Below are 21533 nucleotides of genomic sequence, written 5' to 3'. Positions count from 1 at the left end.
AGCGCGCCATTAAATCGGATAAAGCTTATTATTCGACATCAATACATCAATAATCGATGTACTGCACTTTTGAACCTTTCTTTAGGCAAAAAACCGTCTTCCAGGGCTTTGGCAAACGGCACCGGTGTTTCCAGGCTTCCTATCCTTTGTACGGGGGCATCCAGGTACTCGAAGCAATTTTCCATGATCATGGCCGAAATATCACTGGCAATACCTCCGAACAAGGTATCTTCCTGGAGGATAATTACCTTACCCGTGTTCTTCACGGACCTGAATATGGTTTCCGTATCCAGGGGCTGCAGGGTACGCAGGTCTATTACGTCTGCGGATATGTCTTCTCCGGCATCCAGTACTTCCAGGGCCCAGTGCACACCCATACCGTAAGATATAATTGTTATATCCGTGCCCTCCCGCAACAGCGAGGCCTTGCCGAACGGAAGGGTGTAATAATCTTCCGGGACTTCCTGATAAACACTTCTGTACAATCCTTTATGCTCGAAGAACAACACGGGATTGGGGTCTTCTATAGCTGTAGCCAGCAATCCCTTCGCATCGTACGGATAGGCAGGATATACCACTTTCAGTCCGGGGGTTTTGGTAAACCAGGCTTCGTTGGTCTGGGAATGAAACGGCCCGGCCCCTACCCCCGCCCCGCAGGGCATACGGATAACAACATCGGCACGTTGTCCCCAGCGATAGTGTACCTTGGCCAGGTAATTGACCACCGGGTTAAAGCCGCTGGAAATAAAATCGGCAAACTGCATTTCCACCACGGCTTTCATTCCGCTAACAGAAAGTCCCATTGCTGCCGAAATAACAGCGGATTCACAGATAGGCGTATTGCGCACCCTTTCCTTCCCGAACCTGGAGACAAAACCGTCGGTTATCTTAAAAACACCACCGTACCCGGCAATGTCCTGCCCCATTAGCACCAGGTCATCAAAACGCTCCATGGCCTGTCCGAGTCCGCGGGAAACCGCGTCTACAAAACGGATACTGTGCCTTGTGTCGCCCGGCGGAGTCTCCTTGTAATCAAAACTGCCATACACATCGAAGAGTTCTTTTTCTTCGTTAAAGGTAACAGGAGCTTCGTCGAAAGCGGTTTGCAGGTTATCCCGTATATTCTCCGTGATCTGTTCGCGCATACGGGTGTCCTTTTCTTCCGACAGGACTTCTTCGGCAAGCAGAAAATTACGGTAGTTCTCAATAGGGTCCCTTAAAGCCCAGAAGGCCATAAGTTCGTCCGGGACATACTTGGTACCGCTTGCTTCTTCATGTCCGCGCATGCGGAAAGTACTGAACTCCAGTAACACCGGCCGGGGGGCTGTGCGCATACTTTCTGCAAGTTCGGATACCTTTGTATATACCTCCAGTATGTTATTCCCGTCTATCCGGTAAGCTTCCATGCCATAGCCGGCGCCCCGGTCGGCAAGATGCCTGCACCTGTATTGTTCTTCCGTGGGTGTGGATAACCCGTAACCGTTATTTTCTATACAGAACAGGACCGGCAAATCCCAGACGGAGGCCACATTCATGGCCTCGTGAAAATCTCCTTCGCTGGTTCCTCCTTCTCCTGTAAAAACAGCAGTTACCTTATTTTCCTTGCGTATCCTGTGCGCAAGGGCTATGCCGTCGGCCACTCCCATCTGGGGACCGAGGTGTGATATCATGCCCACTATACGGAATTCATTTGTGCCGAAGTGAAAACTGCGATCACGCCCTTTGGTAAAGCCTCCTGCTTTTCCCTGCCATTGCGAAAACAAACGGTACAACGGTATGTTCCGGGAGGTAAAAACCCCCAGGTTACGGTGCATGGGCAGTATGTATTCATCCGCTTCCAGGGTCAGGGTAACCCCTACCGAAACAGCTTCCTGGCCTATACCGCTAAACCACTTGGAGATTTTCCCCTGGCGCAGTAATACCAGCATTTTCTCCTCGATCATCCGGGGAATCAGCATTTGTTCGTATAGCAGGAGGAGTTGTTCATCACTAAGGTCTTTTCTGTCGTAAGTGAGGGATATATTTCCGGATGTAGTCAAATTCATATAAAAGATACTTTATTCGCCTTCTCAAAAGTAGTCAAAAATAACATCAGAGCATGTAAATGTGATATTTTTTCGCATTGTTAATAACTATCTTTTTAATTTAGAGTGCTAATTACCTAACTTTGTATAAGAAAGCGAAATATACCCCGCAAAAAACCGACGGCGGGGTTTAACGATGAAACAGATGAACAAGATACCCAGTGTAGACCTTCGCGAGTTTCTCTCGGAAGATCCGGACAAAAAAAATAAATTTATACATGAAATCGGGGATGCTTATGAGCGGATCGGTTTCGTTGCACTGAAAGGACACTTCCTGTCGGACCAACTGGTAGAGGACCTGTACACGGAGATCAAAAAGTTTTTTGCGCTTCCGGAAGATGTAAAGAAGAAATATGAAATAGAAGGTATAGGCGGCCAGCGCGGTTATACATCTTTTGGCAAAGAACACGCCAAAGGACGCAAGGAAGGGGACCTGAAAGAATTCTGGCATTTCGGACAATATGTAGAGGACGATCCGAAACTGGAAGCGGAATACCCCCCGAATGTCATCGTGGAAGAACTTCCGAAGTTTAATGAAGTGGGCAGGGAAACCTATAAAATGCTCGAAAAAACAGCCAGGTACGTACTAAGGGCATTGGCCCTGCACCTGGACCTGGAAGAAAAATACTTCGATAAATGGATCAGGAACGGTAATTCCATATTGCGCCCCATCCACTACCCGCCCATAACCCACGAACCGGAAAATGCCATAAGGGCAGCTGCTCACGGAGATATAAACCTGATTACCCTTCTTATGGGAGCACATGGTAAAGGGCTTCAGGTACAGAGCCATGACGGACAATGGATCGATGCCATAGCGGAGCCGGATGAACTTATGATCAATGTGGGGGACATGCTGTCCCGCCATACGAACAACCGACTCAAATCAACCATTCACCAGGTGGTCAACCCGCCCAGAGAACTGTGGGGTACTTCAAGGTATTCCATTCCTTTCTTTATGCACCCAATAAGTGAAATGCCCCTCAATTGCCTCGAAAACTGTGTGGATGAAGAACATCCCAAACTGTATGAGGATATTACTGCCGGAGAATTTTTGCATGAACGTCTCGTGGAGTTAGGGCTTATAAAAACATAGAACATCATACACCACTACCGGCGGTACGGATAGCAAGGGACTGGTAATCAATCTCGTTGAGCGGTTGGTTATTTTAGTCTTTTTTTCGCATGTTAACTAATTAATGTTAAAGAATATACGCTAATCGTATTTCTTGCGTTTACTTTAAAATACGGTTGTCAAAAAAGGGAGAAAAATGGGCAACAACAAGCTGAATAGTCTGGAAGATCTGGGGAATTTCGTTTTTTCAACGGGTGAAAAACCTGCCCGTGAAGAAGAGGGGACGGAAACCCTCCCTCCTGCCGAACAATACCTGGAAGCTCATTTCAGCAATAAAGGCAGGGGTGGAAAAACAGTTACCGTAATCAAAGGATTCGAAGGGGCCGAAGAAGACCTCAAAGATCTCGGGAAATTTCTCAAAACAAAATGCGGCGTGGGCGGTTCCGTTAAAGACGGGGAAATCATCATTCAGGGAAATTACCGGGACAAGGTCATGGAATTGCTGCGTGATGAAGGTTACAACGTAAAACGTGTAGGGGGATAACCTCCGGACTTTTACTCACTAAGTGAGATTTAAATGTTCCGACGCTTGCGTCGAAAAGTAATCTATGGTTTCCGCCTTATGCCTCGCGTCCCGATAATTATCAGGATTGCCCCGAGAGGTAGTTGACTTATTTAGACATACCTAAAGGTTAAAAAAATAATATCGGTGCGGGTGTTATTATAATACTATAGAAAGTGGTTTTAGGTTCATAATTAAAAACATATTTTTGGCTAATCTAAATAAACCTTGAAATGACTGCAACCTTACACATTACCAATGGGGATGGCTTTACTTCCCATTTAAAGGAACTAAAGCTGGAAGGGGAAATTATTACCTGGCGGGAAATGCTCTGTGAAGGAAGGACCATAACCGAAGTGGGCAGTGAATCCTTCTGGAAGACCCGTTTTGAATTCCTGAACAAGAACTATAAGGTCACCAAAACGAACTTCATAGAGGCTACCCTGAAAGAGTACAGGCGCCTTTGTAACCAGAAGACCCAGGAAGAAATAGTCCTGTGGTTTGACGAAGACCTCTTCTGCCAGATAAATATGATTGCGGTGGTGAGCTGGCTGAAAAAACACCGCAGGGGCGCACAGGTCTCGCTGGTCTGTAAAAAACAGAAAAAAGACAAACCCTTTATCCTCACCAACCACACCGACGAACAGCTGATAAAATTATTCGATTCCAGAATACAACTCACACAAGACGATATAGAATACGCCGATTACATCTGGCAACTTTACTGCAGCGACACTCCTTTACGACTCGAAACTTTTTCCAAATTCAACTCTTCCCAGTTTCCTTACCTCACCGACACCATTGCCTTGCACCTTCACAGGTTTCCAACAGTTAAAAACGGCCTGAACCACCTGGAAAATGAAATACTGGCCATAGGCAACAGTAAAAAAATAGCTTCCAAGGAGAAGTTCGTTGAAACACTTATTAAGAACGAGAGTGATTACGGGTTCGGAGATTTACAGTATTACAGGCTGATAGACAGTATAAAACCTCTTTTCAAATCGTTCAGCCCCGTAAAACTCAGCCCTATGGGCAAAGATGTTATGAATAAAATACAAAATTATTATCCCTTTATAAAACGAGATGATATTTATCTCGGGGGAACTAAAAAATACAGCTTTCTGTACCATGAAGACACAGCAAGGCTATTAAAGTTGTAATACCCCCCGAAATAAAAACAACAGAACCGGAAAGAAGGGCTTTGGAGTCCTTCTTTTTGTTTTTTAACTTTACGGATATGAACAGAATCGCCGAATCCGAACTTATACTCAACCAGGACGGTAGTGTATATCACCTGAACCTAAGACCTGAACACATTTCGGACACCATCATTTTTGTCGGGGACCCGGACAGGGTGGAGAAAATTACCGCGCATTTTGACAATGTGGAATTTACGATCCGGAAAAGAGAGTTCAAAACCCAGACCGGCACCTATAAAGGGAAAAGGCTAACGGTTATTTCCACGGGAATAGGCCCGGACAATATAGATATAGTGCTCAATGAACTGGATGCACTGGTCAACATAGACCTGGAAAAACGCATGGTAAAGGAACAACTCCGTTCGCTGAAAATCATCCGCATAGGCACATCCGGATCGTTACAGCGTGAAATTCCCGTAGGTTCTTTTCTTGCCAGCTCCTTTGCCCTTGATCTCAGTGGTATGCTGCACTCTTACCACACCGAAACAATTACGCTTCCCGAAATAGAAGAAGCTTTTATAGCCCATACTAGGTGGAGCATATACAAATCCCGGCCGTTGGTAATATCCGCAGGCAAAAAACTGCTGGAATACTTCGGAGAAAAAGAGGTTTACCGGGGGTTCACTGCAACAGCCGGGGGCTTTTACGGACCACAGGGGCGGGTTTTACGACTGCCTTTACAGGACCCGGAACTGAACAACAAAATGCATAATTTCAGCCACCTGGGGCTCAAGGTAACCAACCTGGAGATGGAAACCTCTGCTATCTATGGCCTGTGCGCCTTGCTGGGACATGAAGCTATCTCCCTTAATGCCATAATTGCCAATCGTGCGGACGGTACTTTTGCGCCGGACCCCAAACAACTGGTAGAAGACCTTATAGGGTATGCGCTGGGAAAAATCCTGCATATGTAAGGGTCCGGGAATTTACAGTATTTCTTCGAGATTCCCTTTCCCCTGCCGGATCACTTCCGGTTCTGTTCCGGTAAGGTCTACGACGGTAGATGCTATGTTGTCACCATATCCCCCGTCTATTACCACATCGACAAGGTTTTCCCATTTTTCATAAATAAGCTCGGGATCGGTGGTATATTCCAGCAGTTCGTCTTCGTCATATATGGAAGTAGATACGATGGGATTTCCCAGTTCCCGGACCAGCGCCTGGGCAATATTGTTTTCCGGCACACGGATACCTACCGTCTTTTTTTTCTTAAAGTCCCTGGGAAGATTATTGTTACCGGAAAGGATAAAGGTAAATGGTCCCGGGAGTGCACGCTTCAGCAATTTAAAAGTCGAATTATCGATCTGCTTGACATAATCCGACAAGTTGCTGAGATCCGCACATATAAAGGAAAAATTGGCCTTTTCCAGTTTAACGCCCTTGATCCGCGCTATACGCTCCAGGGCCCTGGAGTTGGTAATGTCACATCCCAGTCCGTATACCGTATCGGTAGGATAAATAACCAGTCCTCCCCTCTTCAATATATTAACCACTTTATGTACTTCCCTTATATTCGGGTTTTCTTCATAAATTCGGATGAGTTCGGCCATGATTATCAGTTTAAGATCTGTTTGAGCAATGAAGTCTGGTACAAATTTACGGAAAAATTATGGTGCGGGCACGGGGCTACACCTTTACATCCGAAATGCCGTATATGGATATCCTACTCCCGTCTTTTTGCCGTATCTTTGATTGGTTTCGGATACAGTTCCAATGGCTTTCGTATCTGAAGCGGGTAACCGGCTTGTATCGGGCTGACGGATGTTGTCCGGATAATGCAATAACCAAAGAACACCCTGCCGGACGGGCAGGATTATTTATAAAACCTGTGGATTTGCGGTCCGCACGAATTAACGAAAGGCGTTTTATTGCTATGGATGCTTTGGAAAAAAATAAAAAAATCATTCTTTTTGACGGGATTTGCAATCTTTGCAACAGTTCCGTACAATTTGTTATCAAGAGGGACAAAAAAGATATTTTCCGTTTTGCTTCCCTGCAAAGTGAACCGGGGCAAAAACTGCTGGCAGAACGGGGCATTGACCCGGAAAAAACCGATTCTATTGTCCTTATAGAGCCCGATGTGGCGTATTATACCAAATCACAGGCCGCCATTGAGATCGCTTCCGAACTGGGTGGCGGGTGGTCTTTCCTGAGAGTATTCGAATATATTCTTCCTGTCACACTCAGGGACCTGCTGTACGATTTTATTGCGCATAACCGCTATAAATGGTATGGCAAAAAAGACCAGTGCATGATTCCCGGTCCCGGATTAAAAGCCAAATTCCTGAAGTAATCTTCAAAAAGTTTTCGAACACTTTTTTTTATTTCTATCTTTAGGGGAATCGATCATATCATTATGAAATGATCCATAACAATCCGAGTTGATATCTCCCGATCCCGATAGTTATCGGGATTATCGGGATCGGGACTATCGGGACGAAATGTTCAATGGCGAATAACATCTGACCCATTGAAGCCAAATAGAAATGAACAGATGAAACACCTTAACGCCCGTATTACTTTATTCTGTCTATGTAGCTGTCTCTTCATGGGATCGTGTAATAATTCCAAAACAAAAAAACAGGATTCCCCGCCCCCGGAACCCGTTCCCAATATCATCTTCATCCTGGCAGACGACATGGGGATAGGCGATTTAGGCTGTTACGGACAGGAGCATATTCTTACTCCCCATATCGATCGATTGGCGGCAGAAGGAATGCGTTTTACCCAGTTTTATGCCGGCAGTACCGTTTGTGCCCCTTCGCGTGCCAGCCTTATGACCGGGCAACATACGGGAATAACCCACATACGCGGTAACGGGGAATATCCGCTCCGTGAAACCGATACCATTATTCCGCAATTATTGCAAAAAGAAGGGTATACTACGGCTATGTACGGCAAATGGGGATTAGGGCTTGAAGGTACTCCCGGTGAACCTTTGAAAAAAGGCTGGGATCATTTTACAGGCCATCTCCACCATGTTGATGCCCATTACCAGCGTCCGGATTCACTGTGGCGGATCCGCAATGGCAAACTGGAAAAATTCGACACGCCCGAAGGCAGTTATGCCAATGAGATATTTGCGGAAGAAGCGCTGAGTTTTATAGAAGAACAACCGAAGAATAAACCTTTTTTTCTCTACCTCTCTTTTACCCTTCCTCATGCGGAACTCGTTACCGCGGAAAATTATATGGAACCGTACCTCAATGAGTCCGGTGAAAGCCGGTTCATGCCGGAAAAACCCTGGCCTGACGGGAAGCATTACGGGGGACAACCTTATCCTAAGGCGGCCTACGCCGCAATGGTGAGCAGCATAGACAAATATACGGGCCGTATAACGCAACTGCTGAAAGAAAAAGGCATTGATGAGAATACCCTGATCCTGTTTTCCAGTGATAACGGTACTCATATAGAAGGAGGTCGCACCATGGAAGATGTCGCTTTTTTCGAGAGCAGCGGCTCCTATAAAGGAGTGAAAAGAGATGTCTATGAAGGCGGGATACACGAACCGTTTATCGCGTACTGGCCGGGTAAGATCGGGCCCGGCCGGATAAGCGACCATATTGGCGCTTTCTGGGATGTATTGCCTACCCTGGCGGAACTGGGCGGTGTTAAAAAACTACCTGCAAACATCAATGGGATTTCTTTTGTCCCGGAACTACTGGGAAAGGGTAAACAGGCCGAACATCCTTACCTGTACTGGGAATTTTACGAGCAGGGCGGCAAACAGGCCGTGCGCAAACAAAACTGGAAAGCCGTACGGCTACAGGTGAAAAAGAACCGTCATGCGCCGCTGGAGCTGTACGACCTCAAAACAGATCCGGGAGAAAAACACAATGTTGCGAAAAAACACCCGGAGATCGTAAAGGAAATGGAACGTATAATGCAGGAAGCACATACGCCCAACCCGCTGTTTTCATTTTAAGGACGTTTCTCAGAATTCAAACCAGGATTTTACCTGCGTCCCCGTATCCGTTGTATGGGATTTGTGCAGAAACTCGTTCCTGGACTTGTCATAAGCATAATCGGAGGCCCATTCCGTATGGTTTTCGGCTAATGCCCGGATACATTCGCACACATACCGGATCTCATCACAGCTTAATGTAGGGTGAATGGACATCCGTATCCATCCCGGTTTTTTTATCAGGTCACCAAGCGTTATTTCTTCTACCAGCTTACTGGAGGTTTCCTGGTCCACATGCAGCAGGTAATGTCCGTAAGTACCGGCACAGCTGCACCCGCCACGTGTCTGTATCCCGAACCGGTCGTTAAGCAGTTTCACCCCGAGATTATAATGAAGATCGTCTATAAAGAAAGACAACACTCCCAAACGGTCTTTATGCTGCGGTGCCAGTATTTTAACATTAGGGACATCGGAAAGGAAATTAAATACCTGTTCCAGTATTTCATGCTCCCTGTCCAGGATGTTTTTTACGCCCATCTGCTCTTTTAAGCGGATACACAAGGCGGTCTTAATGGCCTGCAAGAATCCCGGCGTTCCCCCGTCTTCCCGCTCTTCGATATTTTCTATGTATTTATGCTCTCCCCAGGGATTGGTCCAGGTTACTGTCCCTCCTCCGGGGGAATCGGGGATCATGTTCTTGTATAATTTTTTATTGAACAGCAATACCCCGGAAGTCCCGGGGCCTCCCAGAAATTTATGGGGTGAGAAGAAAATAGCATCCAGCGACGCTTCTTTATCTTCCGGATGCATATCTATTTCCACATAAGGTGCGGAGCAGGCAAAATCCACAAAGCACACACCTCCGTGGCGGTGCATTACTTTCGCTATGTCGTGGTAAGGGGTTCGTATCCCCGTTACATTGCTGCATGCGGTTACCGAAGCTATCTTTAAAGGACGGTCACGGTGCTTTTCCAGTAATTCCAGCAGGTTTTCCATACAAAACAGTCCTTCATCGTCTGCCGGGACCACTTCTACAACGGCCAGGGTTTCCAGCCATGATGTCTGGTTGGAATGGTGCTCCATATGGGTGATAAAAACCACGGGGCGGAGGTCATCGGGAATGGTGGTATGTTTCCTGAGGTTTTCCGGTACCTTAAGCCCGAGAATGCGCTGGAATTTATTGATAACTCCCGTCATTCCGCTCCCTGAGGTAATGAGTATATCATCTTCTTTTCCGTTCACATGTTTTTTAATGATGTGGCGGGCTTCATGGTAAGCTACCGTCATCGCTGTTCCGGACACGGTGGTTTCCGTATGGGTATTGGCCACATAGGGACCAAAATCCCGTAACAGCTTTTCCTCGATAGGCCGGTATAAACGACCGCTCGCCGTCCAGTCGGTATACACGATGCGTTTTTTCCCGTAAGGTGATTCGAATTCCTGGTCTATCCCCACAATATTATCCCGGAACGGTTTGAAATACGCCTCAAGCTCCGTCCGGAATATTTTGGATTCCTCCGCTGTTGTTACCATGTTCTGAATATTAATTAAGCTGAAAATCTATGTTTTATCAAGTGACATGTGCAATATGGGATATGGTTTTCCCGTACCGTCCAGTGCCGACCTCTTCACCGTTTTGAACCCCATATGCTCGTAAAAACCCACGGCCTGCAAATTATCTTCATTAACATCAACCTTATCCGCATGCATTTCTTCCACGGCATATTGCAGAAGTTTCCTGCCCAGGCCTTTTCCCCTGGCCTCCGGATGTATGAAAAGCATTTCAATACTAGAGCCGGAAACGGCCATAAAAGCCAGGATGCGCTGATGCCCTCTTCGCCGGATACACCTTACATCCAGTGCCTTTAAATAGGTATTGCGGATCAAAGGCCTGAAATACACTATATCTTCCTCTTTCAGGAAATCATGTGTAGCCCTGACCGAAGCTTCCCAGACTTCCACGATCTCGTCGAACTCCCCTTCCCCGGCCTGGTCTATAGAATGTTCGTCAATCACTTGTTAATGCTTATTTTTATTAACCCTAAGATAATATTTATTGTTTGCCAAAATGATATTAAGCCGGAGCCGGTAAGGGATTAGATTAATTCACGGTTACCAGATTTTCGATCTCTGCTACTATCTTATCTGCAAGTGTATTGGCCTCATCCTGGGTTTTTGCCTCGGTATAGATCCGGATAATTGGTTCGGTATTGGATTTTCTCAGGTGAACCCAGTTTTCCGGAAAATCGATCTTAACGCCATCTACCGTCGAGATATTTTCGTTCTTATATTTTTCTTCCATCTCCTTCAGTATGGCATCCACATCGATCTGCGGGGTGAGTTGTATTTTCTTTTTGCTCATAAAATAGGAAGGATAACCGGCCCTGAGCTCACTTACCGGGATATTTTTCTCGGCCAGGAGCGACAGGAAAAGGGCCACCCCGACCAGCGCGTCCCGTCCGTAATGCAATTCCGGATAAATAATTCCCCCGTTACCTTCTCCTCCTATAATGGCATTGGTTTCTTTCATCAACGCTACTACGTTCACTTCACCTACGGCACTGGCGCGGTAATTGCCGCCGTGCTTTTCGGTAACGTCCCGCAGCGCCCTGGAAGAAGACATATTAGACACCGTATTGCCTGGCGTCTTACCCAATACATAATCCGCACAGGCTACCAGGGTATATTCTTCACCGAACATCTCGCCATCTTCACCCATAAAAGCCAAACGGTCTACATCCGGATCGACCACAATACCGAAATCGGCTTTTTCTTTGACCACCAGTTCCGAAATATCCGTAAGATGTTCTTTTAACGGTTCCGGATTGTGCGGAAAATGTCCGTCAGGCTCGCAATAGAGTTTAATGACTTCTACTCCCAGCCTTTCGAGCAGACGGGGAATGGCAATACCCCCGGTAGAGTTAACACCATCTACAACCACCCTGAAACGGGCTTCTTTAATGGCTTTGGCATTTACCAGCGGAAGGTTGAGCACTTCATCTATGTGTATATCGATATAGGCTTCGTTCAGCGTCACTTTTCCCAGGTAATCCACATCGGCAAACTCGAATTGCTCGGCTTCGGCAAGTTCCAGTATTCTGGCGCCCTGTGCAGCATTGAGGAATTCGCCTTTATGGTTCAGCAGTTTCAGGGCGTTCCATTGTTTGGGATTGTGACTGGCCGTGAGTATGATTCCCCCGTCCGCATGTTCCAGCGGTACTGCCACTTCTACCGTAGGCGTTGTGGATAAATCCAGTTTTACGACATCTATCCCCAGACCGGTGAGTGTCTGAATAACCAGGCCCTGTATCATGGCTCCCGATATCCGGGCATCTCTTCCTATTACTACTTTGAGTTTTTCCTTTCCCTGGTTTTCTTCTTTCAGCCAGGTTCCGTATGCAGCAGCAAATTTTACGGCATCTATCGGGGTCAGATTATCACCCGGGGCCCCGCCTATGGTCCCCCGTATTCCGGATATGGATTTTATTAGTGTCATAAGTATATTAAGTGTTGTTGTTTTATTGCCTGCTATTGATAAAAATAGTACTGTAATCCTGTTTTTGTCATAAAAAAACAGAACAAATATACAATTATCTGCTTTCAGATTCCGGATTTACTGTTTTAGATTCAGGACAAATCCTTTAAAAATTCTCCCTCTGAAAAAACAAAGTCGGGAAATATGACTTCCCGACCTGTAATACCTAACACAGCAGCATTTTTTACGGCTCCGTTATATTCCATTTCACTTTTCCTCCGTACGGATCGTTTTCCAGGACATACCCATTCCCTCGTTTAACAACTTTCACCGTTTTTATATCAGTTTCTTCCGGGAGGTATACCTTTCCTTCGGCACTGCCCGTTGTAGAATATACTTGTAGATCCAGTCTGCTCCAATCCATGTCTTTGGTAGATTGGGCCAGGGCTATATGTGGCAATACCGTACCGTCTCTGATCAATATTACAACAGGAATGTTTCCTGCCTTCACACGGTGCCACCCGCCTTCATAGACTTTACGGGTCTGGTAATCTATCCATTTTCCCGGGGGGAGGTATATATTCCTTTCGGTAACATCTTCAAAGAGCGGGGCAACGAGCACAGACGAACCGAAAAGATACTGGTCGTCCACGAGCCAGGAGCCCGGATCGTCCGGGTATTCCACGAACATAGCCCTTAACATAGGTAATCCTCTTTCCGAACTGTGTTTGGCCTGGGCATATATATAAGGCATAAGCCGGTATCGCATATTGTCGGCCTTACGGAAATCATTCAGGAAATCTTTTCCGTATTCCCAGGGTTCTGTCGGTGGTTCCCCGTGGCTCCGGACATGTGACGTAAGCATCCCGAAAGGGGTCCAGCGACGGTAAAGGTTTTCGGGGGATTTTGTTACGAACCCGCCTATATCGTGGCTCCAGAAGGTAAAACCGCTCAGTCCCAGGGATAATCCTCCCCGTAATGTCGCTGCCATGGCGGTATTTGTCGTAGCTGCATCCCCTCCCCAGTGCAACGGGTAGCGCTGGCTTCCGGCCCAGGTACTCCTGGCCCAGATAAGGGTATATCCCTTTTCCCTTTTGGTAACCTCGGCCACGGCTTTGTTATACCGCAACGGGTAGAGATTGTGTTCGTAGAACCCGGTCCTGCCGGAATGATAGAGTCCGGAAGCGGGGGCGGCTTCTCCAAAATCCACTTTAATAACACCCACGCCCTGTCTTAATAAGCCGGCAATTTTATCCTGATACCAGCGCACGGTTTCGGGATTTGAAAAATCGAGTACGGCATCTTCATACTGTATATTGCCTTTCCTGTCCTTGACGGCAAGCCCTTGCTCTACTATTTCGGAGAACAGGGTGTTTTTGGGGGTAAAATACGGAAGCTGCCAAAGACATACGTTAAAACCGTCCTTCTTCATATCCGCGATCATTTTTTCCGCATTTTCGAAACGGTCCCGGGCAAATTCGTAATTATTTCTCCAGTCCACATCAAACCATCCGGTATCGAAATGGATGACATCGCTGGGGATTTTATGTTTTCTCAGGTTATCAGCTACTTCCCTGCCTTCCTTTTCCGAAAAGTAAGTGATACGGCTCATCCAGAAACCGAAAGACCACAGGGGCGGCATTTCCGCTTTTCCGGTTAACGAGGTATATTCGTTCAGTATATCCTTGGGCTCCCCGATAAACAGGAAAATATCGGCTTCGTCATCCCCTATCATCATACTGTTTGCCGCATTGAAATATTTGCCGAAATCCACGGTTATGGGAGTGGAATGATGCATGAACACACCATATCCCCTGCTGCTCATATAAAACGGAACAGGTTTATACATGGTCTCGTTCTGTACCCCGTTGGCATCATCCGTCCAGAGTATTACTTTTTGCCCTCTTTTGTCGAACCGGGTAAAGGATTCCCCGCAACCGAATATCTTTTCTTCCGGGGACATGGAAAATACGGCAGCCATGCTCCTGGAATAGTCTTCCGCTCTCCGGATAAAGGAAAAAGGGGTTACCGGGGTGTAAGTATTCTTCACATCCTCCGGGTGCAGGGTACCGGTCAACAACCTGCCATCCGCATCATAAATTTTAACATGCCACGGATTCTCCAATATTTCTACGCTCCCGTGTTCACCGGTGTACTTATGTCCTCCGTCTATCCTGCTATATTTCCAGGATTTCATGTCCGAAGGCGCAGTACCGTTGACCAGCATCAACGACTCCTCTTCCTTGCGGAAATCCGGCCCCGAGCTCATGCGAAGCCGTATGGTCCTGTCCGTTACAAATTGTATCCGGAACGGAAGTTCGGGGGAAACGGCATATTCCGTAGTCGGAAATTCATTGGCCCTGGCTTTTTCCAGGCGGGAAAGCATGTTGTTAAAAGCCTGTCGCGTGGCAAAATTATACCGGTTGTACTTTACAGTTCCCGTAGCTGTTTTCGGATCGAAGGATGCCAGTTCTTCAGCTACGTAAAAGGTGTTTTTATAATTTTCGAAATCTTTGCTGATATCCGGCGGTTCATTGAGAATACCCGTATTTTGCAGTTGTGCCGTTGCAGGCAGACTCAACCCTGCAACAAGAACTAAAACAGCCAGTTTGCATCGGTTTTTCATAAGCGTATTTTTGGTTTGATTATACTTGGAAGTTCCGTTAGGACTAATGCCGCATTACCGTAAACAATACCCTCCCCTCCTTCAAAAAACTAAACCACGCCGCACTGAAAGGTGCAGACGTTTTGATAAAGAATGAAATTGCACTTTAATCAGTGGTGATTAGTCTATTAAGTTCGTCAGGCAACACCAATTCCAAAATCCCATAACTCCTTACCGCTGACCAATAAATAACATGCTTTAATGTAAACAGTTAGACCCGGGACTATTATATCATTTCGATTATAGTTACATTGACTACAAGTGTACTTAATAATTTTGAATGTTGCAATATTTTGTAATATAATTTTTGTAATTACCGAAAAAATGAGATATTTATAATCCTATTGATAATAATCTCTCTACCCCTTTCCTCTTACCGGGAAAAACAAGAACTTTGCAGCCTGTTTTGGTCGGGCGCAGAACTTAACTTAAACAAAAGATACAAATGAATAAAAAAGCCATTGATTCCGTGTCTATAAAAGAGATGGACAGTGAAGATGTTGTAGATACAGTAACCATTGATTGCACCATATTCGGATTTAATGAGGGTACGCTGGAAGTTTTACTGGTCCAGCATGCCGAAGGGATAAGCAAAGGAAAGTGGGGATTGCCCGGAGGGTGGATCAGGAAAGAAGAAAGTATAGATGACGCGGCATACAGGCTTTTAAGGGAACTGACCGGAATAGACAATATTTATCTCGAACAGCTAAAAGCATTCGGCAGCCCCAAAAGGTTTCCCCTCAGCCGGGTAATTACTATAGGATATTACGCCCTTATCAAAAAAGAAGACTATCGGTTAACTCCCGGTTTCACCGCTTCTGCCGTTAAATGGTATAAGGTAAAGGATGTACCGGAACTTATTTATGACCATGCCGATATCCTGGAAGTAAGCCTGAAACGCTTAAAAAGAAGGGTCCGGCAGGCCCCGGTAGGCTTTAACCTGCTCCCGGAAAAATTCACCCTGTTACAATTGATGCACCTCTATGAGGAAATCCTGGAAGTGGAAATGGACAAACCTAATTTCCGCCGGAAGTTCCTTCGCATGAAACTCCTGGTTCCCCTGAATGAAAAAGAGACAGACGTATCGCACCGGGCCGCCCAGTTGTACAAATTCGATCCCGGGATCTATGAGAAACTCACGGAAAAAGGCTTTAACTTTGAGTTTTAATCACTCTGCAATCGTATAGGTTAAAAAATGTTTTCCCTGGGGGGAATACCGGAGCTAAAGATAATATTCCCGGACAACTGTGTAAACGGACAGATTCGTATCCTGTACTTATAAGGGTTGCACCATAATGCAGTCCTGCAGTATCCATACCCCTTTAATATCCGTACTGCCGGATTCAATCTCCACATTCCCTCCCACTTTCTTTTACTACTCCCTATTTTTTGAATATTTTAGCAGCGTTTTTTCCGGCAGGCATTTTTCTCCCGGTTGCAAGAACAACAAGTTGTTTGAAAAATCAGTTTACACACTAACACAATTATACAGCCTTATGAAAAATACAGCACTGACCGATGTACACATCGCTCTTGGGGCCAAAATGGTACCTTTTGCAGGATATAATATGCCTGTACAATACGAAGGGGTTAATGCAGAACACGAAACTGTCAGAAACGGCATAGGCGTTTTTGATGTGAGCCATATGGGAGAATTTTTTCTCAGAGGTGAGAACGCACTGGATCTTATTCAGAAAGTAACCTCCAATGATGCCTCCCGGCTTACCGTCGGTAAAGCACAATACAGCTGTATGCCCAATGATAAAGGCGGTATAGTAGACGACCTTATCGTATACAAACTCGGTGAGGAAGAATACCTGCTGGTTGTGAACGCCTCCAATATAGAAAAAGACTGGGACTGGATAAAATCGCAGAATACTTTCGGGGCAGATATGGAGAATGTGTCGGAAAATTATTCCCTGCTTGCCATCCAGGGGCCAAAAGCCGTGGAAGCTATGCAGTCACTTACACCCGTTGACCTGTCGGCCATCCCCTTCTATAGTTTTGAAACCGGTGAATTTGCCGGGGTAAAGGACATTATTATCTCTGCTACGGGCTATACCGGTAGCGGCGGTTTTGAGATTTATTGCAAAAACGAAGATGCAAAACAGGTGTGGGACAAGGTTTTCGAAGCCGGGGCCGGGTTCGGTATAAAGCCTATAGGACTTGCTGCCCGGGATACGCTCCGGCTGGAAATGGGATATTGCCTGTATGGCAATGATATTGACGACACCACATCACCGATAGAAGCCGGACTGGGATGGATAACCAAATTCACCAAAGACTTCGTCAATTCCGGGGCACTTAAGGAGCAAAAGGAAAACGGTGTAAAGAGGAAGCTTGTCGCCTTTGAACTGACGGAAAAAGGCATTCCCAGGCAAGGTTATGATATAGTAGACGGCGAAGGCAAGGTTATAGGAAATGTGACCAGTGGCACGATGTCCCCTTCTCTCGGAAAAGGTATAGGACTGGGATATGTCCCTACGGAACTGGCCGGAGCCGGGAATACCATTCATATACAGGTAAGAAAAAAGGCAATTCCGGCGGTTGTGGTAAAATTGCCGTTTTACAAGAAATAAATATTTCGGGAAGACGGGGTGTTACGGAAAAACCGTGACCTGTCTCCCGTGAAAAATAAGAGTAAATGGAATATCAGAATATCCTGGAAGAAATTCATGCCACATTAAAAAATGTCCCGGAAAAAGGTACTGTAGCTTCCTATATCCCGGAGCTGGAGAAAGTGAATATCAACCGTTTCGGCCTTTATCTGCTGATGTTGAATAAAGAAGAGCACGGTACGGGAGATTTTGATATTCCGTTTTCCATACAAAGTATATCCAAGGTACTTTCCCTGGCTAAAGCCCTCCATTTTACAGGTGCCGACCTCTGGAAACGGGTGGATGTGGAGCCCTCGGGGAACCCATTCAATTTCCTGGCCCTGCTGGAACTCGAAAAAGGCATTCCCAGGAACCCTTTTATCAATGCAGGGGCCATAGTGGTCAGCGATATTCTTCTCTCTTATTTTTCCGATCCAAAGAAAGATTTCTTAAATTACGTGAGAGAACTTGCGGAAGACGATTCTATCAATTATAACGAAGCCGTGGCCCGTTCGGAAAAAGCCACCGGTTTTCGCAATGCTGCCGCAGCCAATCTTTTGAAATCCTTCGGGAATATACACAATAAGGTGGAAAATGTATTGGATTTCTATTTCTACCAATGCTCCCTGTCCATGACCTGCAGGCAGCTGGCAAGAACATTCTATATGTTCGCCAATTCCGGTAAAAACGCTTCCGGGAAGGTGTTCCTGACCCCGAGCCAGGCAAAAAGGATCAACGCCGTAATGCTTACCTGCGGTTTTTATGATGAAGCAGGAGAATTTGCTTTTGAGGTAGGCCTGCCGGGAAAAAGTGGCGTAGGCGGAGGTATTGTCGCCGTACATCCGGAAAAATACTGTATCTCCACCTGGTCTCCCGGGCTCAACGAAAAAGGAAACTCCCTGTTGGGAATGCAGGCCCTGGAAGTGTTTACCACCAGAACGGGACTGTCCATATTTTAATACGAATCGGTTTGAAAAGAATATTGATATTAGGAGCTAGCGGATTTATAGGAGGCACCCTCTACAGGGAGCTGTGCCCCTATTATGATACGTATGGTACCTATTTTACCAATACTTCTTATGCGGGCAACCAGCATTTCCTGTATTTCAACCTGGAAACCGACCCGGTAGAATCCATAATCCAGGCCGTAAAACCCAGCTGTATCATTTCTGCCCTTCGCGGTAATTTCGAAGAACAGGTAGCCTTGCACAAAGAAATAACAACCATTATAGCCAAACGGGACATCCGGATTATTTTCCTCTCCTCGGCGAATGTTTTCGATGCCTTCAGTAATTTTCCTTCTTATGAATACGACAAAACGCTATCCGAGAGCATATACGGCCGGTTCAAGATAAAAATAGAGAACATGCTCCTGCGGCTGCCCGTATGGCAGTATGTCATAGCCCGTATGCCCATGGTTTTCGGCCCGAATTCACCACGGCTGAACCAATTGAAACACTATTTGCAGAACGGGGAAGCCTATGAAGTTTTTCCGGACCTGGTAATGAATGTCACCTGTGCAGACAAAATAGCACAACAGGTACATTACCTGCTGAACAGGCATAAGTCGGGAATTTATCACCTCGGTAGCCGGGACCTCATACACCACGATGAGTTTATCCGGGAGATTTCGGAAGAACTGGGATATAAAAAACCGCTTTTCAAAAATGTTTATACCCGGAACACGGACAGGTTCCTGGCCGTACTGCCCAAAGACAACAAATTACCGGAACAGCACCAGATCGAAGTGGCAGACGTTATTAAAAGTACGGTTCTCCGTTGAGCCATATAAAAAGTCCCCGGAGAAACAACAATCTGTCTCTAAAATGCTTTAAAAACAACAGTCCGCTAAATAAATTGGACAATAAAATCGAACTTTATATTTTTGTACGATCGACAACAGAAGTACATAACTTAATAATGCATCATATTTATGGGAAGAGCTTTTGAGTTCAGGAAAGCACGGAAATTAAAAAGGTGGGGCGCCATGGCCAAAACCTTTACCCGTATCGGCAAGGATATTGTAATTGCGGTAAAAGAAGGCGGGCCTAACCCGGAAACCAATGCACGCCTGAGAGCCATTATCCAGAATGCCAAGGCGGCAAATATGCCAAAAGATAATATAGAACGTGCCATAAAAAGAGCTTCCGACAAGAATACCGAAAACTTTAAAGAAGTCCTTTTCGAAGGTTACGGCCCGCATGGAATAGCCGTGCTGGTAGAAGCCGCGACAGATAATAACAACCGGACCGTAGCCAACATAAGAAGCTATTTTAACAAGTGCAACGGAAACCTGGGCACCAGCGGTTCCGTGGAATTCATGTTTGATCACACCTGCAACTTCCGGATCAATGCGGAAGGTATGGATATAGAGGAGCTGGAACTGGAGATGATAGACTTCGGTGCCGAAGAGGTTTTTATGGATGATGACGGCATACTTATCTACGCCCCTTTCGAAAGTTTCGGCGCCATACAAAAAGAACTGGAAAGCCGCGGTATAGAAATCTTGTCCTCCGGATTCGAAAGGATTCCTCAGGTAACCAAAAAACTGGATCCCGAACAGGTGGCCGACATTGAAAAACTGCTGGAAAAGATAGAGGACGACGATGATGTGCAGAACGTCTATCACACTATGGAAGAATAGTTCAAAGAAGTAAAAAATAATTTCTTATTTAACCGTAAAAGCCATCTCGTTTAAAACAGATGGCTTTTAAATAATATAGCTACTTATTGGTTATCAGTATATTCTGGTGAAAAGCCCTTTCCCGTTACCGGAACCTCCGCTTCCGGTTATGGTAATATGGCCCGTATTTCCGTTTCCGTCGTAACCCCAGGCCATATTGTCTTTTGCTGTATTACCTGTTACTGTATGCGGAACGGATTGTCCTGCACTACCCAATTTGAAACCGTTTCCGTCTCCGTTTGAGCCATATCCGTTATTGCTGGCCGTACAATTTCTGATGGTTACCGTATAGGGTTGACCATATAAATCCCAGCCATCGTCAGAATTGTGATGTGCCGTGCAGTTTTCAAATACGTTATTTCTTCCTGCGGACAATTTACAGGCATATCCGTCTGCGTTTTCTCCTCCGTTCTGCGAATCGTAATTATCGTTTGAATAACACTGCCTGACATAGTTGTCATGGCCCCCGTTATAAATCTGCAAACCGGAATCTCCATTATAAGAAGTGGTTACATTGTATACATAATTATGACCGCCATGCTGAAATACTATACCACAGTCAGGAGCATTTCTTATGGTCATATTAGTAATATTCCAATAACTGCCATTTACCTTGACCCCCCAGCTACCGGAAGGTTGGTTGGCGCAATTTAAAACTCCTCCGGTGATATTAATTTTTGAACTTGAAGTTCCGCTCCTCGCTAATTCCAGAGTGCGTGTTAAATATATGGTACCGTTAATGGTAATAACATCTCCCGGATTGGCGGAAGAAACAGCTGCCCTTAAATCTGCTTCGGTGGTAACCGAAACCGATCTGGCCGAGATCATTTTCTTTTCTTTTTGAGAAGTATCCGGCTCCGTAGTAATAATCTCTTCATTTAAAGAAGACGCTGTCCCGGTCATAAGGTCCTCTTCTTTTTCACAGGCTAAGAACGTTAAAATCCCGCTCAGCAGGATTAATTTGATTTGGGTTTTCATAATAAAAAAGTTTTGTTTAGTTATCTCATAATCACCTTGATTATTTATTTTAAAAACCATAGCGCATTGTTGCTCCTTTTAAAAAGCCAACAATAACCTCGTTTTATATTTTAAATTTTTAATTTACAACACAGTAATACCCTACTTTAGTAAACAGCTTTATTTTATAGTTAAATAAATTATTTTCCTATATAGCATACATTTAGTATTCCTCGCAATCTAAGTCCGCTTTTAAACATCCGGCGGGCTATAGAGGGTTTTTCTATCCCGAGAAAATATTCCGGAAATTGTTATTTTTTAATGAAATTAAG

The 21533-nt window shown here is 45.5% G+C and carries 18 protein-coding genes; 11 read left to right on the top strand and 7 right to left on the bottom strand.

Annotated features, from left to right (window positions below; all coding sequences use genetic code 11):
• Positions 1-38: 38 nt before the first annotated feature.
• A complete protein-coding gene (locus ED312_RS03450) occupies positions 39-2045 on the bottom strand; it encodes an alpha-ketoacid dehydrogenase subunit alpha/beta (RefSeq protein ID WP_240643009.1) in 2007 nt (668 codons plus the stop codon).
• A gap of 184 nt (positions 2046-2229) precedes the next feature.
• On the opposite strand from ED312_RS03450, the gene ED312_RS03445 reads away from it, so the two are divergent.
• The 4 genes from ED312_RS03445 (at position 2230) to ED312_RS03430 (ending at position 5834) form a co-directional block, all read left to right on the top strand.
• The gene (locus ED312_RS03445) at positions 2230-3180 is read left to right on the top strand and encodes an isopenicillin N synthase family dioxygenase (RefSeq protein WP_123214623.1); all 951 of its coding nucleotides are present in this window, start codon (positions 2230-2232) and stop codon (positions 3178-3180) included.
• Between the two features lie 175 nt (positions 3181-3355).
• Positions 3356-3703, top strand: coding sequence for a translation initiation factor (locus tag ED312_RS03440; protein WP_123214610.1), 348 nt, complete (start codon positions 3356-3358; stop codon positions 3701-3703).
• A gap of 251 nt (positions 3704-3954) precedes the next feature.
• Positions 3955-4881 (top strand): DUF1835 domain-containing protein, encoded by a 927-nt coding sequence (locus tag ED312_RS03435; RefSeq protein ID WP_123214609.1) that lies wholly within the window; start codon positions 3955-3957, stop codon positions 4879-4881.
• A 77-nt stretch (positions 4882-4958) separates the two neighbouring features.
• Positions 4959-5834 (top strand): nucleoside phosphorylase, encoded by an 876-nt coding sequence (locus ED312_RS03430; RefSeq protein WP_123214622.1) that lies wholly within the window; start codon positions 4959-4961, stop codon positions 5832-5834.
• A gap of 12 nt (positions 5835-5846) precedes the next feature.
• On the opposite strand, the gene ED312_RS03425 is transcribed toward ED312_RS03430, so the two are convergent.
• Positions 5847-6470 (bottom strand): L-threonylcarbamoyladenylate synthase, encoded by a 624-nt coding sequence (locus tag ED312_RS03425; protein ID WP_123214608.1) that lies wholly within the window; start codon positions 6468-6470, stop codon positions 5847-5849.
• 323 nt (positions 6471-6793) lie between these two features.
• Between ED312_RS03425 and ED312_RS03420 the strand changes: the two genes are divergently transcribed.
• Positions 6794-7213, top strand: a complete 420-nt coding sequence (locus ED312_RS03420) for a thiol-disulfide oxidoreductase DCC family protein (protein ID WP_123214621.1) — start codon at positions 6794-6796, stop codon at positions 7211-7213.
• 201 nt (positions 7214-7414) lie between these two features.
• Positions 7415-8845, top strand: coding sequence for an arylsulfatase (locus ED312_RS03415; RefSeq protein WP_317125657.1), 1431 nt, complete (start codon positions 7415-7417; stop codon positions 8843-8845).
• Between the two features lie 9 nt (positions 8846-8854).
• Here ED312_RS03415 and ED312_RS03410 read toward each other — a convergent pair whose 3' ends face one another.
• From ED312_RS03410 to ED312_RS03395, 4 genes are all read right to left on the bottom strand, one after another.
• On the bottom strand, positions 8855-10357 hold the full coding sequence (locus tag ED312_RS03410; protein WP_123214606.1) for an aminotransferase class V-fold PLP-dependent enzyme: 1503 nt from the start codon (positions 10355-10357) through the stop codon (positions 8855-8857).
• Between the two features lie 27 nt (positions 10358-10384).
• Complete coding sequence (locus ED312_RS03405) at positions 10385-10840, bottom strand: GNAT family N-acetyltransferase (RefSeq protein WP_240643008.1); 456 nt, start codon at positions 10838-10840, stop codon at positions 10385-10387.
• 85 nt (positions 10841-10925) lie between these two features.
• The gene (gene glmM / locus ED312_RS03400; protein WP_123214605.1) at positions 10926-12320 is read right to left on the bottom strand and encodes a phosphoglucosamine mutase; all 1395 of its coding nucleotides are present in this window, start codon (positions 12318-12320) and stop codon (positions 10926-10928) included.
• Between the two features lie 223 nt (positions 12321-12543).
• Positions 12544-14925: a glycoside hydrolase family 31 protein gene (locus tag ED312_RS03395; RefSeq protein ID WP_123214604.1), complete on the bottom strand. Its 2382-nt coding sequence runs from the start codon at positions 14923-14925 to the stop codon at positions 12544-12546.
• A 484-nt stretch (positions 14926-15409) separates the two neighbouring features.
• On the opposite strand from ED312_RS03395, the gene ED312_RS03390 reads away from it, so the two are divergent.
• The 5 genes from ED312_RS03390 to ED312_RS03370 all read left to right on the top strand — a co-directional run bounded on the left by ED312_RS03390 (position 15410) and on the right by ED312_RS03370 (position 20205).
• Positions 15410-16132, top strand: a complete 723-nt coding sequence (locus tag ED312_RS03390; protein ID WP_123214603.1) for an NUDIX hydrolase — start codon at positions 15410-15412, stop codon at positions 16130-16132.
• 328 nt (positions 16133-16460) lie between these two features.
• Complete coding sequence (gene gcvT, locus ED312_RS03385; RefSeq protein WP_123214602.1) at positions 16461-17543, top strand: glycine cleavage system aminomethyltransferase GcvT; 1083 nt, start codon at positions 16461-16463, stop codon at positions 17541-17543.
• 65 nt (positions 17544-17608) lie between these two features.
• Positions 17609-18520, top strand: coding sequence for a glutaminase (locus ED312_RS03380; RefSeq protein ID WP_123214601.1), 912 nt, complete (start codon positions 17609-17611; stop codon positions 18518-18520).
• A gap of 11 nt (positions 18521-18531) precedes the next feature.
• Complete coding sequence (locus tag ED312_RS03375; protein ID WP_123214600.1) at positions 18532-19344, top strand: sugar nucleotide-binding protein; 813 nt, start codon at positions 18532-18534, stop codon at positions 19342-19344.
• Between the two features lie 150 nt (positions 19345-19494).
• Complete coding sequence (locus ED312_RS03370) at positions 19495-20205, top strand: YebC/PmpR family DNA-binding transcriptional regulator (protein WP_123214599.1); 711 nt, start codon at positions 19495-19497, stop codon at positions 20203-20205.
• A gap of 93 nt (positions 20206-20298) precedes the next feature.
• Here ED312_RS03370 and ED312_RS03365 read toward each other — a convergent pair whose 3' ends face one another.
• Positions 20299-21222, bottom strand: coding sequence for a right-handed parallel beta-helix repeat-containing protein (locus tag ED312_RS03365; RefSeq protein ID WP_123214619.1), 924 nt, complete (start codon positions 21220-21222; stop codon positions 20299-20301).
• Positions 21223-21533 lie beyond the last annotated feature (311 nt).

The organism is Sinomicrobium pectinilyticum, from assembly GCF_003725735.1.
Classification (GTDB): domain Bacteria; phylum Bacteroidota; class Bacteroidia; order Flavobacteriales; family Flavobacteriaceae; genus Sinomicrobium; species Sinomicrobium pectinilyticum.
The sequence above is the reverse complement of the archived record's forward strand: the minus strand, read 5'-3'. Positions and strand labels throughout refer to the sequence as shown.

Coding starts and splice junctions, on each gene's coding strand:
- ED312_RS03445 (WP_123214623.1), top strand. CDS start 2,230: ATGAACAAGATACCCAGTGTAGACCTTCGCGAGTTTCTCTCGGAAGAT.
- ED312_RS03370 (WP_123214599.1), top strand. CDS start 19,495: ATGGGAAGAGCTTTTGAGTTCAGGAAAGCACGGAAATTAAAAAGGTGG.
- ED312_RS03365 (WP_123214619.1), bottom strand. CDS start 21,222: ATGAAAACCCAAATCAAATTAATCCTGCTGAGCGGGATTTTAACGTTC.
- ED312_RS03440 (WP_123214610.1), top strand. CDS start 3,356: ATGGGCAACAACAAGCTGAATAGTCTGGAAGATCTGGGGAATTTCGTT.
- ED312_RS03425 (WP_123214608.1), bottom strand. CDS start 6,470: ATGGCCGAACTCATCCGAATTTATGAAGAAAACCCGAATATAAGGGAA.
- ED312_RS03430 (WP_123214622.1), top strand. CDS start 4,959: ATGAACAGAATCGCCGAATCCGAACTTATACTCAACCAGGACGGTAGT.
- ED312_RS03380 (WP_123214601.1), top strand. CDS start 17,609: ATGGAATATCAGAATATCCTGGAAGAAATTCATGCCACATTAAAAAAT.
- ED312_RS03390 (WP_123214603.1), top strand. CDS start 15,410: ATGAATAAAAAAGCCATTGATTCCGTGTCTATAAAAGAGATGGACAGT.
- ED312_RS03415 (WP_317125657.1), top strand. CDS start 7,415: ATGAAACACCTTAACGCCCGTATTACTTTATTCTGTCTATGTAGCTGT.
- glmM (WP_123214605.1), bottom strand. CDS start 12,320: ATGACACTAATAAAATCCATATCCGGAATACGGGGGACCATAGGCGGG.
- gcvT (WP_123214602.1), top strand. CDS start 16,461: ATGAAAAATACAGCACTGACCGATGTACACATCGCTCTTGGGGCCAAA.
- ED312_RS03410 (WP_123214606.1), bottom strand. CDS start 10,357: ATGGTAACAACAGCGGAGGAATCCAAAATATTCCGGACGGAGCTTGAG.
- ED312_RS03395 (WP_123214604.1), bottom strand. CDS start 14,925: ATGAAAAACCGATGCAAACTGGCTGTTTTAGTTCTTGTTGCAGGGTTG.
- ED312_RS03435 (WP_123214609.1), top strand. CDS start 3,955: ATGACTGCAACCTTACACATTACCAATGGGGATGGCTTTACTTCCCAT.
- ED312_RS03450 (WP_240643009.1), bottom strand. CDS start 2,045: ATGAATTTGACTACATCCGGAAATATATCCCTCACTTACGACAGAAAA.
- ED312_RS03420 (WP_123214621.1), top strand. CDS start 6,794: ATGGATGCTTTGGAAAAAAATAAAAAAATCATTCTTTTTGACGGGATT.